This is a genomic window from Idiomarina sp. A28L, assembly GCF_000218785.1.
In the GTDB taxonomy this organism is placed as follows: Bacteria; Pseudomonadota; Gammaproteobacteria; order Enterobacterales; family Alteromonadaceae; genus Aliidiomarina.
Genome location: NZ_AFPO01000012.1, coordinates 1 through 13028, shown reverse-complemented (window position 1 = coordinate 13028; position 13028 = coordinate 1). Strand labels below are relative to the sequence as shown.

The 13028-nt window shown below is 44.0% G+C and carries 11 protein-coding genes and 1 rRNA gene; 8 read left to right on the top strand and 4 right to left on the bottom strand.

Annotated elements, in window-relative coordinates; all coding sequences use genetic code 11:
- Nucleotides 1-83 precede the first annotated feature (83 nt).
- Both A28LD_RS04655 and groL read left to right on the top strand, forming a co-directional pair.
- Nucleotides 84-374: a co-chaperone GroES gene (locus tag A28LD_RS04655; RefSeq protein ID WP_007419910.1), complete on the top strand. Its 291-nt coding sequence runs from the start codon at nt 84-86 to the stop codon at nt 372-374.
- Between the two features lie 67 nt (nt 375-441).
- Nucleotides 442-2073, top strand: coding sequence for a chaperonin GroEL (gene groL / locus A28LD_RS04650; protein WP_007419909.1), 1632 nt, complete (start codon nt 442-444; stop codon nt 2071-2073).
- A 127-nt stretch (nt 2074-2200) separates the two neighbouring features.
- Here groL and A28LD_RS04645 read toward each other — a convergent pair whose 3' ends face one another.
- The gene (locus A28LD_RS04645; RefSeq protein WP_007419908.1) at nt 2201-4114 is read right to left on the bottom strand and encodes a CHRD domain-containing protein; all 1914 of its coding nucleotides are present in this window, start codon (nt 4112-4114) and stop codon (nt 2201-2203) included.
- Nucleotides 4115-4482: 368 nt separating this feature from the next.
- Between A28LD_RS04645 and A28LD_RS04640 the strand changes: the two genes are divergently transcribed.
- Complete coding sequence (locus tag A28LD_RS04640) at nt 4483-5001, top strand: DUF3016 domain-containing protein (RefSeq protein ID WP_007419907.1); 519 nt, start codon at nt 4483-4485, stop codon at nt 4999-5001.
- A gap of 85 nt (nt 5002-5086) precedes the next feature.
- On the opposite strand, the gene epmB is transcribed toward A28LD_RS04640, so the two are convergent.
- Nucleotides 5087-6076 carry an EF-P beta-lysylation protein EpmB gene (gene epmB / locus A28LD_RS04635; protein WP_007419906.1) on the bottom strand — a complete coding sequence of 330 codons (990 nt, stop codon included), beginning with the start codon at nt 6074-6076 and terminating at the stop codon, nt 5087-5089.
- 117 nt (nt 6077-6193) lie between these two features.
- Here epmB and efp point away from each other — a divergent pair, with 117 nt between their 5' ends.
- The 3 genes from efp to A28LD_RS04620 all read left to right on the top strand — a co-directional run bounded on the left by efp (nt 6194) and on the right by A28LD_RS04620 (nt 8296).
- A complete protein-coding gene (gene efp / locus A28LD_RS04630; protein WP_007419905.1) occupies nt 6194-6760 on the top strand; it encodes an elongation factor P in 567 nt (188 codons plus the stop codon).
- A 7-nt stretch (nt 6761-6767) separates the two neighbouring features.
- Nucleotides 6768-7745, top strand: a complete 978-nt coding sequence (gene epmA / locus A28LD_RS04625) for an elongation factor P--(R)-beta-lysine ligase (RefSeq protein WP_007419904.1) — start codon at nt 6768-6770, stop codon at nt 7743-7745.
- Nucleotides 7746-7867: 122 nt separating this feature from the next.
- Nucleotides 7868-8296 (top strand): MerC domain-containing protein, encoded by a 429-nt coding sequence (locus A28LD_RS04620; RefSeq protein WP_007419903.1) that lies wholly within the window; start codon nt 7868-7870, stop codon nt 8294-8296.
- Nucleotides 8297-8390: 94 nt separating this feature from the next.
- Here the strand turns inward: A28LD_RS04620 and trmA are convergent, their stop codons facing one another.
- Complete coding sequence (gene trmA, locus A28LD_RS04615) at nt 8391-9521, bottom strand: tRNA (uridine(54)-C5)-methyltransferase TrmA (protein ID WP_007419902.1); 1131 nt, start codon at nt 9519-9521, stop codon at nt 8391-8393.
- 300 nt (nt 9522-9821) lie between these two features.
- Between trmA and A28LD_RS04610 the strand changes: the two genes are divergently transcribed.
- Nucleotides 9822-11660, top strand: a complete 1839-nt coding sequence (locus A28LD_RS04610) for a S8 family serine peptidase (protein ID WP_007419901.1) — start codon at nt 9822-9824, stop codon at nt 11658-11660.
- A gap of 113 nt (nt 11661-11773) precedes the next feature.
- Here A28LD_RS04610 and A28LD_RS04605 read toward each other — a convergent pair whose 3' ends face one another.
- A complete protein-coding gene (locus A28LD_RS04605) occupies nt 11774-12265 on the bottom strand; it encodes an RNA recognition motif domain-containing protein (protein WP_007419900.1) in 492 nt (163 codons plus the stop codon).
- A 581-nt stretch (nt 12266-12846) separates the two neighbouring features.
- Between A28LD_RS04605 and A28LD_RS04600 the strand changes: the two genes are divergently transcribed.
- Nucleotides 12847-13028: ribosomal RNA gene (locus tag A28LD_RS04600) — 16S ribosomal RNA — on the top strand; the annotation flags it as partial.

Sequence of the window (13028 nt, the reverse complement as noted above, 5' to 3'; positions counted from 1 at the left end):
CCCATTTGTACTGCAATGAAGATTTAACACCGGCCACTTGGCCTTTCGTTAATTATTAACACTGATATGGGAGTATCAAAAGAATGAAACTTCGTCCATTACATGATCGCGTGATTGTGAAGCGAGCAGAAGCAGAGAGCAAATCACCAGGCGGGATCGTATTAACTGGTTCAGCGGCAGAAAAATCTACTCGCGGTAAAGTTGTTGCCGTGGGTAATGGTCGTGTTCTCGACAGCGGTGAAGTGAAAGCACTTGATGTGCAAGTAGGTGATTTGGTGTTGTTCAGTGAGAGCTATGGCGTAAAGGCCGAAAAAATCGACGGCGAAGAATATTTGATCATGAGTGAATCAGATATCCTCGCAATTGTTGAGTGATCTTCAGGAGCTTAATCTCCAGAGTTTTTCAGATCTCACTGAATTTTCAAGATAAGGAATAGAAAAGATGGCAGCTAAAGAAGTTAAATTTGGTAACAGCGCACGTCAGAAAATGCTAAAGGGCGTTAATGTTTTAGCCGATGCGGTAAAAGTTACTTTAGGCCCTAAAGGCCGTAACGTAGTGCTTGATAAATCATACGGTTCACCAACTATTACTAAAGATGGTGTAAGCGTAGCCAAAGAAATCGAGCTTGAAGATAAGTTCGAAAATATGGGCGCGCAAATGGTGAAAGAAGTTGCCTCACGCGCTAACGATGAAGCGGGTGATGGTACAACTACAGCAACTGTGTTAGCACAATCAATTATTTCTGAAGGTTTAAAAGCGGTTGCAGCGGGTATGAACCCAATGGACCTAAAACGCGGCATCGATAAAGCGGTAATTGCTGCGGTTGCTGAATTGAAGAATATTTCACAACCTTGTGCTGATAACAAAGCTATTGCTCAAGTAGGTACGATTTCAGCGAACTCAGATAGCACAATTGGTGAAATTATTGCCAAGGCCATGGATAAAGTGGGTAACGAAGGTGTTATCACAGTTGAAGAAGGCCAAGGCCTAGAAGATGAGCTTGATGTTGTTGAAGGTATGCAGTTTGATCGTGGCTACCTTTCTCCATACTTCATTAACAATCAAGAAACGGGCACGGTTGAGCTTGATAATCCGCTGATCCTTGTTGTTGATAAGAAAATTAGCAACATTCGTGAGTTACTGCCAATTCTTGAAGGCACTGCGAAATCAGGTAAACCATTGTTGATGATCGCTGAAGATGTTGAAGGCGAAGCATTAGCTACTTTAGTAGTGAACAACATGCGCGGTATCGTAAAAGTTGCTGCAGTAAAAGCCCCAGGCTTCGGCGACCGCCGCAAAGCGATGTTGCAAGATATCGCTGCATTAACAGGTGCTACTGTAATTTCTGAAGAAATCGGTATGGAGCTTGAAAAAGCCACCGTTGATCAGCTAGGTAGCGCGAAGCGTGTAGTTATCAATAAAGATAACACTACTGTGGTTGATGGTGCTGGCGATGAAGCTGCTATAGAAGGCCGCGTATCGCAAATTCGCCAACAGATCGAAGAAACTTCTTCTGATTACGATAAAGAAAAGCTGCAAGAGCGTTTAGCGAAGCTTGCCGGTGGTGTTGCCGTAATTAAGGTTGGTGCAGCCACCGAAGTAGAAATGAAAGAGAAGAAGGCTCGCGTTGAAGATGCATTAAATGCAACGCGCGCAGCAGTTGAAGAAGGCGTTGTACCTGGTGGTGGTGTGGCATTGGTTCGCGCTGCAAGCAAGCTTGGTGATTTACGTGGCGATAACGAAGATCAAAACGTAGGTATTAAACTAGCTCTGCGTGCGATGGAATCACCATTACGCCAAATCGCGGAAAACGCTGGCGCTGAAGGTTCTGTAGTTGCGAACAAAGTGAAAGCCGGTGAAGGTAACTTCGGTTATAACGCTGGTAACGATACTTACGGCGATATGTTGGAAATGGGTATTCTTGACCCAACCAAAGTAACTCGTTCAGCATTGCAGTTCGCATCTTCAATTGCATCGTTAATGATTACTACTGAAGCTATGGTTGCAGAAATCCCAAAGGATGAAGCACCAGCAATGCCTGGCGGTGATATGGGCATGGGCGGCATGATGTAATTAAATGACTCCGTAAGGAATCATTTAAAGCAACCGCTTACATTAATAGAAAAAGTAACATAAAAAAGGGCAGTGCATTAGCACTGCCCTTTTTACTTAGTGAACTTAATTTAACGATGCAATTTGTTTATTCAATTTGACCGCGAATTTCACCGTTGGGGAAGGCCGGAGTATGTACATTCACATAGTGCCCACCGCTAGCTAGAATATTGAAAATGTCTTGAGTTAAAACTAACCCTTCAGACGCCATCCAACGATTCATGTTCTCGTTATCTTGTTCAAGTGCAACTAGTACAGGCCCATTTTCTCCTGCAATGCCAGTATGGATATGAGCCGCTGTTGCATCTTCAACACCCTGCGTTAACACGCGAAGCTCTAATGCAAAATCTGTCTTAGACACCAAAGCATAACCGCTACCACTTGCATTTGTAGTTACAGCAGGAACTTCTTGATCACCGGATAACGGGAATGCGAAAAATGCAAAGTTATCTGTCAAGATTTGGCCGCGTAATTCACCATCGGGATTCGCTGGCGTATGTACATTCACATAGTGACCACCTGAGGCGAGAACTGCAAAAATATCTTCATCAATTTGCGTGTTCGCTGGTGTCATCCAAGTGCCCATACTTTCGGTGGATTGCTCCAAAGCCACTAGCACACCGCCGTTAGTTCCAACTCGGCCTGTATGAATGTGAGCCATAGTTGCGAAATCAACACCCTGAGTAACGGCAACCAATTCGAGGCTGTAATCTGACGTATTAACTAACGCATAACCATCACCTGATGCGCTCGTGCTTACAGCGGGTACTTCCTGTGAGCCTGATAATGGGAACGTGGCGAGCACAAAATTATCGGTTAAAATCTGACCGCGTAATTCACCATTAGGATTAGCTGGCGTATGCACGTTCACATAATGACCGCCTGAAGCGAGTACAGCGAAAATCTCTTCATCAATTTGTGTGTTCTCTGGTGTTACCCAAGTGCCGATTTCTCCAGATTCTACTAGAGCAACAAGTACACCACCGTTGGTTCCAACTCTACCAGTATGAATGTGCGCCATAGTTGCAACATCAGCACCTTGAGTAACGGCAACTAATTCTAGGCTAAAATCTGAAGTATCCACTAATGCATAACCATCACCCGATGCGTCTGTGCTTACAGCAGGTACTTCTTGTGAACCCGTTAGTGGGAAAGTGGCGAGCACGAAATTATCGGTTAATATTTGACCGCGTAATTCGCCATTCGGATGCGCCGGTGTGTGAACATTCACATAATGACCACCACTCAGCAGTACAGCCAAGATGGATTCGTCGATTAGAGTGCCGTTAGGAACCACCCAAACTCCTGATTCATCCTGATCTTGATCGAGTGCCACAAGCACACCACCATTATTGCCTACGCGACCGGTATGAATATGTGCCATATCAGCATCATCTACACCTTCAGTACGCACCGTAAGCATTACTTCAAAATCACCTTGATCGACAGCTAGATAGCCTACACCACTTGCACTTGTGGAAACTGCAGGGACTTCCTGATTTCCGGATAATGCAAAGGTGATGATCGTCGTGTCATCATTTACGATTTGCCCGCGTATTTCACCATCTGGAAAATCGGTAGTGTGTACATTTATATACCAACCGCCGCTTAACAAATCGCTCATAAGCGATTCAGATATATCAGTTTCAGCTATTTCATAAATGCCATCGCCACTTTGCTCGAAACCGAAAGCAACTGGGCCGTTAAACCCGATACTACCATCGTGAATGTGAACCCCTTCGATATTCTCTATATCTGATAAATCGATTGAGGCGCGAAACTGCATTAAATTATCGTCGAGCTCAACTGAACCAGTAGCAGATGCAGAAGTATCCACCTGAGGAACCTCTTGGTCGCCCGATAAACTAACATCGAATGTGTGCGATACCGTGAAGGTTGGTGGAGTGGGTGGGTTTGGTGTTCCCACTTCAGGGCTGTCACTGCTACTCAAGCAGCCTGATAGGGCAAATACTGTGAGCCCCATGTATATAAATTTTTTCATGTTGAATTCCTCATCTATAAATTACCAACCCTAAATATGGGAAGGTTCCTTTACTACTCAATGTTGTTAACGAAATTTCTACAATTAAAGATTGCTCTAAAAAGTCAGTTTCGTGATTTTTCCCATAAAAATAGCGTAAGAATTTGATTTTTAATGATATTTATTTTCATGATGAAAGTGAGGAAAAGTAATGTTAGGTGTCGTTGCCACTTATTGCCTTCCTGTGGTTGCTGAAAGCATAATTCTATTCTTATTGTTGGCGCCGTTTTCTTTTTGATTTATTTACAGTTATTAAGCATTTATGGGCTTGTGGTTTAACCTCAGATCACCTATACCTATAGCAGGTTCAATAGCAACTAGGAGGGCTTATGTTGCGTTTAGTATCAATAGCAATGGCAGCGGGCCTTATGCTGCCTCTTCATGCAATAGCTGCAGAAGTGGAAGTTACTTGGCACGAGCCAGGTAGTTACAAAGACATCCGCTCAGGAGAAGGTAATCAAGAGCGGTATCAGAAGCGTATTATGGAAGCATTTGATGCGAAGTTTTCTGAACTGGCAAGCAAATTGCCCGAAGATCAACGCCTACATATAACGGTTACTGATGTAGATTTGGCGGGCTCTGTAGTGTTACGAGATGTGGGTGGCACTATGCAAGAGTATCGGATTATTGAAAACATGGATTATCCTTACATGGAGCTTAGTTATACGCTTTATGATGCTGATGGCCACGTGGTACTTCAGGCTGAAAAAGAGCGGATTCGCGGTAATCAAGTTCCAGGCCAAGGTTTATCAACCGCAGAGCGCCGCCGCGGAAGTAATCTAATTGAATATGAAAGTGCGATGTTAGATCGCTGGTTTCGTAACACCTTTGAACAAAACGAAGAGTAAATAACGTAAACTACTTTTGAAGGCCAGCAGTTAAAACTGCTGGCTTTTTCATTGGTTATTCAAGTTGAACATTTCAAAGTGATAATTAAAGTGGAGTTTTACTGGCTTCGCCGCCAACTTCTCGCACCAGTTTAGGCACTAAGAAGCCGGGTAGTGTTTTCAATAGCTGGGCTCGAATGGCAAAGGCTGTTTCATCAGAAACCTCAAAGTGCGCGGCTCCGGCTACCTTATCAAGTTGATGCAAGTAATAAGGCAGAATACTGGCACTAAATAGTGCTTCGCTGAGATCTGCTAAGGTATCGGCGTTATCGTTTACACCCGCTAGCAATACACTTTGGTTTAAAAGCGTGATGCCTAATTGGTGCCACAACGAAATTTTGCGTTTCAATAGAGCCGATATTTCTTGTGGGTGATTAGCGTGAAGCACCAAAACGATCTGCAACCCGGTAGCTTTTAGTTGTTTGGCGAGCTCTGGGGTGAGCCTATCAGGAATTACTATTGGTAAGCGCGAATGAATACGTAAACGTTTTATTTGCGGTAGCTTCGCTAAGCGCTTCGCAGCTTTAATAATTTGCGCATCGCTGGCCATAAGTGGATCGCCACCGCTAAGTATTACCTCGTTAACTTCTGGATGCTGAGTAATATAGTGCTCAATGGCACCCCACTTCTCTTGACTTAAATGATGATCTTGATAGGGGAAATGGCGCCGAAAACAATAACGGCAGTTAATGGCACAGCCACCACGGAAAATAAGCAGAACTCGAGAATTATATTTATGCAACATGCCAGCTGCGCTTGTGGCCTCGCTTTCAACCAATGGATCGGTAGTGAATCCGGCCACATCGATGAATTCTTGTGCATGCGGCATTACTTGCAATAACAGCGGATCTTGCGGGTTGCCCGGCTCCATAAGGTTTACAAAATGGCGCGGCACACGCATAGGGAAAAGTTCGCGAGCAGCACTATGCTGCTTCATCCAACTTGGAGGAAGGCTTAATAACTCGGCCAATTCGGTTGGCGAGGTAACTGCTTTGGCTATTTGCCGTTGCCAATTTTCTTGTAGTTGTATTTCCACGAAATCGAAGAACCATAGTGTTATCGAATGAACTGGCGTTATTTTACCTGAAATCAAATCGGCTTTGGTTTATTATTAGGCTAGTTTTGAACATGCTTTATAGGAAATGAGGGGCATATGGCCAATTTCAGCACAAACGAATTCAAATCAGGGCTTAAAATTATGCAAGATGGCGAGCCGTGCGTAATTTTAGAAAACGAAATGGTAAAACCTGGTAAAGGCCAGGCATTTAGCCGTGTTCGTATTCGTAAGCTACTTTCTGGAAAGGTAGTTGAGAAAACATTTAAATCAGGTGATAGCGTAGAAAGCGCCGATGTTGTTGATGTTGAACTTGCTTATTTATATGCCGATGGCGAATTTTGGCATTTCATGAACAATGAAACCTTCGAACAGCTAGCCGCGGATGATTCTGCTGTAGGCGACAACAAAAAATGGTTGGTGGAGCAAGATGTTTGTACCATTACACTTTGGAACGGCAAGCCTATTAACGTTGCACCACCAAACTTTGTAGAGTTAGAAATAACTGAAACAGATCCAGGTTTGAAGGGTGATACTGCCGGAACCGGCGGTAAACCAGCAACGTTGGTAACGGGCGCTGTTGTTCGTGTACCGTTATTTGTGCAAATTGGCGAAGTAATCAAAGTTGATACTCGCTCTGGCGAATACGTTTCACGAGTGAAATAAACCAGCAATGTCTGGAATTGAATGGCGGCCAACTGCAAATTGGCAGGCAATGAAAGAGCGCGCGGAAATGCAGCAATGCATCCGCGCGTTTTTTGCTAAAAGGCAGGTGTTGGAAGTAGAAACGCCGATCTTAGCGCGAGCCGGTGTAACCGATGTGCATTTACACAATGTAGTAACGCGTTTGCAAGGCCCGGGTATGCCAGAGCCAGAAAATTTCTATTTACAAACTTCACCCGAATATGCGATGAAACGTTTATTGGCGGCAGGCAGTGGGCCGATTTTTCAGATATGCAAAGTGGTACGCGATGATGAAATAAGCCGTCGGCATAACCCTGAATTTTCGATGTTGGAATGGTACCGCCCGGGTTTTGATGATAATGCATTAATGGCCGAGCTTTCTTCCTTGGTGCAAGAAATACTGGGCTGTGAGCCGGCTGAATACCTTACCTATCAACAAGCTTTTGTGCAGATACTCAATATCGATCCGTTACAAAGTGATGCAAAATCGGAATTATTAGGAGCTTTAGCCGCAAGTGGCCACGCGAATGCGGTAAGTAATGAGGATAGCCTAGACACCATATTGCAGCTTGCAATGAGTGTGTTGATAGAACCTAAAATTGGCCAAACTCGGCCATGTTTCGTGAGCCACTTTCCGGCAAGCCAAGCTGCATTAGCTAGAATAGTTCAGGAAGATAGCCGAGTATCGCACCGGTTCGAATTATTTTATCGTGGTTTAGAGCTCGCTAATGGGTTTTGGGAATTAACCGATGCGCAGCAACAACGCGGCCGCTTTCTTGCCGACAACCTTGAACGCGAGCGTTTAGGGTTATTAAAACAGCCCATAGATGAACGGTTTTTAGCGGCATTGGAGCATGGCTTGCCGGATTGCAGTGGGGTGGCGGTTGGCCTAGATCGCTTGTTAATGTTGCGCCTTGGGGTGAACGATATTGCTGATATTTTAACCTTCCCAGTTGGCCGAGCTTGAATTGTTATACTATTACAGTCATAATGTGAGCGTAAAAATTAAGAATCACTTCTTTTAGTATCCGCTGAAAAGCATATGCAAGATAGGGTTCGTATTTCGCATAATAGCTTCCGGAGTTTTTAATGCATCATAAGCCACTTGATAAAGCAGGAATTATTGTAGCCGTGTTATGCGCGTTGCATTGCTTGATCGTGCCTGTGATATTACCAACCTTGGCTTTGATGGGCCTTTCGTTTCTGGGCTTCGAGTTATTTGAGAGAATTATTCTTGGTATTAGCCTGTTTATTGGCGGTATTGCGGTAGTGATGGGTATGCGCCATCACCAGAGTTGGTGGCCTATGAGTTTCTTAGTGTTGGGTGGCGTGTTGTATTTCAACAAGCACATTCTCGGCCATAGCTGGGAACCATTAGTTATTTTACTCGGCGCTGCTTTAATCGTTGTTGCGCACACTTTGAACTTGCACTTATGCCGCTCGCGAAACCGCAAACCGTGCGAACAAGTGGAAGAGCAACTTCAAGAAGAAGGCGCTATAGAAGAACCCACGGTATAGAAACTTTCGGCAAAACTGCCGAAAGCTCCCTTTCAACTGGTATGTTTCACCGATTACTTCGTAAACAAACAACTGCCATTTAACGCTCTATATATTATTCGGTGGTGTTTTTGCTATCGATGTGTTTCTGCAAGTACACTCCAGTTTCAATATGGTGAGTAAACGGGAACTGATCAAATAGTGCTGAAGCCGTTATAGTGTGAGTACGCGATAACTGCACTAGATTTTCAGCAAGCGTATCTGGGTTGCAACTGATATAAACTATATTTTCAAACTCAGCCACCATGGCTAGGGTATCGTCGTCGAGGCCTGCGCGGGGCGGGTCTACTAATACTGTTTTGAAATCGTAGGTATGCAGATCCATATCTTGCAATCGAGTGGGTAACTTCTCACCTTTCATTGCTGCTGCACACTCTTCTGCCGGCAAGCGCTCTACGCGAGCATTTTCAATATTATTCAACGCTATATTTGTTTGTGCTGAACCTACAGAAGTTCGGCTAATCTCTGTACCTAAAACACGCTGAAAATTCTGAGCAAGCGGAAGGCTGAAGTTCCCATTGCCGCAATAGAGCTCTAACAAATCGTGGGTTTGTTGCCCAGTAACTTCGCAAGCCCATTCAATCATTTTAGTATTCACTTGGGCATTGGGTTGGGTAAAACTATTCTCGATTTGTTCGAAAAGGTAGTTTCTGCCGTGTACCTGTAAACTTTCAATAACTCTATCGGTATCTACAAGCATTTTTTGCTTCCGCGCACGGCCGATGAAATCAACCTTACCAAAACTGGCAAACTCATCTTTCATTTGTTTAATTTCAAGTAACCACTGCTCATCGAGCTGCTTGTGGTAAAGCATAGAGATAATTGCTTCGCCGGTGGTAGTGGTTAAAAAATCAACCTGAAAAAGCTTCCTGCGCAGCGTTTCTTTATCACGAACGTAATTTAAAACCGCAGGCATTAATCGGTTAATGAGCTGGTTCGCCGCCGGTAGTTGCTCTACCCGATATTTTTCGCGAGTTTCAGAGTTAAACATGATGTAAAAAATATCATCACCCTCATGCCAAACGCGAAACTCAGCTCGCATTCGGTAATGTTCGGGAGCAGATGGAAAGATAGTAACCGTTGGGGCATTAAATGGCGCGAGTAAGCTATTTAAACGCTGTTGTTTTTCTTCTAGTTGCGCTTCGTAGCGGTGCTCAAGATTGGGCTCCTGGCCAGGGTTTTCCATCATTAATTCCTACATACTTAGTAAATATTTAGCATCTATTCTACATGCTGATTTAGCGGTGCATTTTAGCGCAAAGTAAGAAGTAATGTTGTGATGATTTAACTTAAAAAGGCGAATGGAAATTAAGATCCCAATAAAAACATAGCCTTAACAAAAATAGGGGTAAACCCCCATTCCCAAAATTGTAACGAATTGTTAACAATAGAAAGTGAGCACCAAAAACAAATAGCTCATTGTCAGCATGGAGTGCCGTGTAGTTGCTAGAAGGAAAATATTAACAACAATAAGGTTCGTACCCTAATGACCAATAAAACTAAATTTAAAAAAAGTGTGTTAGTAGCGGCTATCGCTTCTGTTTTCGCATCGCCAATGTTGATTGCTGAAGTATCAGCGAATGATGAACAGCGGGTAATTGTAGCATTCCAACCAGGTGCTAAAGCTGCAGTTGCTCAAGCGGTTGAGCGTGCAGGTGGGCGAAAGGAAGTTGAGCTTGCGAATGATAATGCGTTCGCTATTACGGTTCCCGCGCAAGCTATTCGAGGTTTAGAGAGAAACCCGAACGTTTTGTATATTGAAGAAGATGTTAAACGTGAATTGTTTAGTAGCGAATTCGAACCAGGCCAACCTTATGGTATTGGCATGGTTCAGGCCGATCAACTTAGCGCAGCGTTAGCGGGGAATCGCAAAGTATGTGTTATCGATTCCGGTTATGATCTAGGCCATCCTGATTTGCAAACAACAGGTGTTGACGGGATTTTTGATAGCGGCACGGGTAACTGGTTTACTGATGAAAATGGTCACGGAACTCATGTAACGGGAACAATTGCAGCGCTAGCGAATGGTGTTGGTGTAGTGGGTGTAGTACCAAATGGCCAGCTTAACATTCATGTTGTTAAAGTATTTGCCGAAAGTGGTTGGGCATATTCTTCTAACTTGATCGCTGCAGCTGATCAATGTGCAAATTACGGCTCTAACGTAATTAACATGAGCCTCGGTGGTACTTTCTCTAGCACTACTGAACGGAACGCATTCCAACGTTTAAACGATAACGGCGTATTGAGCATTGCAGCAGCGGGTAACAGCGGCAATACACAATTATCATACCCTGCTTCTTACCCCGCAGTTGTTTCAGTAGCCGCGGTTGATCGTGATGGTAACCATGCTTCTTTTTCTCAGCGTAATAGCAGTGTTGAAATTGCAGGCCCTGGTGTAGATGTAATGTCAACTGTACCTCGGGGTACCGGTTCATTGGCGTTATTCTCAGCTGGTGGAGCAACCTATAGTGGCTTACCGATGGATGGATCGCCAAATGGTGATGTAAGTGGTGGTTTAGTAGATTGTGGTTTGGGAACCTCAACCTGCCAAGGCGCTCAAGGTAACATTTGTTTAGTTGAACGTGGTCAGGTGAGTTTCGCAGATAAAGTTTTAGCCTGTCAGAACGGCGGCGGTGTAGGTGCTGTTATATATAACAACGAAGCTGGCGCATTGAGCGGCACCCTAGGTGGTGTAAGCGTAAACATTCCGGCATTGGGCATTAGCCAAGCTGATGGGCAAACTGCGTTGGCTAGTGTTGGTTCGTCTGCATCAGTAAGTGTTGGTGCAAGCGATTGGGCCAGCTTCAACGGTACATCAATGGCTTCTCCTCATGTTGCTGGTGTAGCTGCTTTAGTATGGAGTTATTTTACGGAGTGTACTAATGATGAGATTCGCGCAGCACTAAATGCTACGGCTGAAGATCGTGGTACTGCTGGCCGTGATGACCTCTATGGATACGGCATTGTAAAAGCAAAAGATGCTTATGATTATCTAGCTACTAATGGTTGTGCTGGCGGAAATGGCGGTGATACAGGCGGTGGTGATGATGGCGGCGATACTGGAGGCGGCGATGATGGTGTTGCTTCTATTACTTTAAGTGCCGATGCATATAAAGCACGAGGCCGTACTAGTGTTGATTTAAGCTGGTCTGGTGCAGAATCATCGAGTGTAACAATCTTCCGTAATGGCTCTTCATTAGCAATGGTTTCCAACACAGGTTCTTATACTGACAACACGGGATTACGGGGCGGTGGTACGCTTACATATAAAGTATGTGAAGCGGGAACCGAAACGTGCTCGGATGAGGTAACTATATCATATTAAGTTCAGCTTCATCTTTAGCTTAGTTAAAACCGAGCAGTAGAAATAAAATAGGCCAGCAATTGCTGGCCTATTTTTTGTATTATCTAATCTATCTAAAACTTAAAGAAGATAAATTACTTCTCATCTTGCTCCGCGTGTGCGGTGCGAACTTTAAGAGTGCGCCCTTCGAAATCGTTATCGTTAAGTTTAGCGAGAGCTAAATCAGCGCCGGTTGCGTCCATCTCAACGAAGCCATAACCTTTTTTGCGTCCGGTACGACGATCTTTAACGAGGCGAACGTCAGTAACTTCGCCGTAACGGCCAAACAGGTTCTCAACTTCTTCCTCACTTATTTTAAAAGGTAAGTTTCCAACGTAAAGAGTGCGTCCGTCTGTGCCTTTGCTAGTTCTTTTAGCTGGAGGCCTAGATGCTTTCACTTTTGTTTTTCGTTGAGAAAGGTAAAAGTTAATATAAGGAGTAACAACACCGCCAAGGAAAGTTCCAAGTGCGATTAATGAAACGGTGAGTCTATCAGGTGCTGTGATAAACAACTGAGCAATGATAGTAAAAACTACAGCTACAATAGCTGCGACAATAATATGAAGGCCAGAAGATGGGCGAGTCATATGGGTTCCTTGGTTATTTGAAAGATTAAAAAGGTAAAATAAGTAGAGTGAACACGGCAAAAAAGAGCATCTACTTAGATATAGCTTAGCATATTTCTCGAAAACACTCAGTTTTGTTCAATATCTGCGCAAACAGTTATTAAAAGGCAAATCAGAGGTTGACGCCGCCAAGAAAAAGCCTAAAATACGCACCTCGTCTACGGATGAGCACGAAAACCCCAAAAGAAGAAGTATTCTACTAAGGTTTCGAGCAGTTTTAGGTCAACTAGCACAGAGAAATGAAAAACTTTTCGAAAGCGATTGACAGCAAAAATGAGGTGTGTAGAATACGCCCCTCGCTACGAGCTCCACTGAGCCGAGCAAACGTTCTTTAACAATATATCAAGCCAAGTAATCTGTGTGGGCACTTGCGCAAGAAAAGCATCAACCAAACGCCATTTCGGTGGCAGTTATGAAAGTTTACTTTTATAACAAGGTTCAGCTTTCGAGTGACAAGTTGCTTATATATAAGTAACCAGAAATTCATAAAGTTGAGCAGCTTTGTTTTGTAATGAGATAAAGCACTTTGCATCAAGCACTTTTAATTGAAGAGTTTGATCATGGCTCAGATTGAACGCTGGCGGCAGGCTTAACACATGCAAGTCGAGCGGTAACATTTCTAGCTTGCTAGAAGATGACGAGCGGCGGACGGGTGAGTACAACTTGGGAATCTGCCTGATGGAGGGGGACAACCACTGGAAACGGTGGCTAATACCGCATAACC

Excerpts from the sequence above, each read along its gene's own strand:
- A28LD_RS04655 (WP_007419910.1), top strand. The coding sequence starts at position 84 with ATGAAACTTCGTCCATTACATGATCGCGTGATTGTGAAGCGAGCAGAA.
- groL (WP_007419909.1), top strand. The coding sequence starts at position 442 with ATGGCAGCTAAAGAAGTTAAATTTGGTAACAGCGCACGTCAGAAAATG.
- A28LD_RS04645 (WP_007419908.1), bottom strand. The coding sequence starts at position 4,114 with ATGAAAAAATTTATATACATGGGGCTCACAGTATTTGCCCTATCAGGC.
- A28LD_RS04640 (WP_007419907.1), top strand. The coding sequence starts at position 4,483 with ATGTTGCGTTTAGTATCAATAGCAATGGCAGCGGGCCTTATGCTGCCT.
- efp (WP_007419905.1), top strand. The coding sequence starts at position 6,194 with ATGGCCAATTTCAGCACAAACGAATTCAAATCAGGGCTTAAAATTATG.
- epmA (WP_007419904.1), top strand. The coding sequence starts at position 6,768 with ATGTCTGGAATTGAATGGCGGCCAACTGCAAATTGGCAGGCAATGAAA.
- A28LD_RS04620 (WP_007419903.1), top strand. The coding sequence starts at position 7,868 with ATGCATCATAAGCCACTTGATAAAGCAGGAATTATTGTAGCCGTGTTA.
- trmA (WP_007419902.1), bottom strand. The coding sequence starts at position 9,521 with ATGGAAAACCCTGGCCAGGAGCCCAATCTTGAGCACCGCTACGAAGCG.
- A28LD_RS04610 (WP_007419901.1), top strand. The coding sequence starts at position 9,822 with ATGACCAATAAAACTAAATTTAAAAAAAGTGTGTTAGTAGCGGCTATC.
- A28LD_RS04605 (WP_007419900.1), bottom strand. The coding sequence starts at position 12,265 with ATGACTCGCCCATCTTCTGGCCTTCATATTATTGTCGCAGCTATTGTA.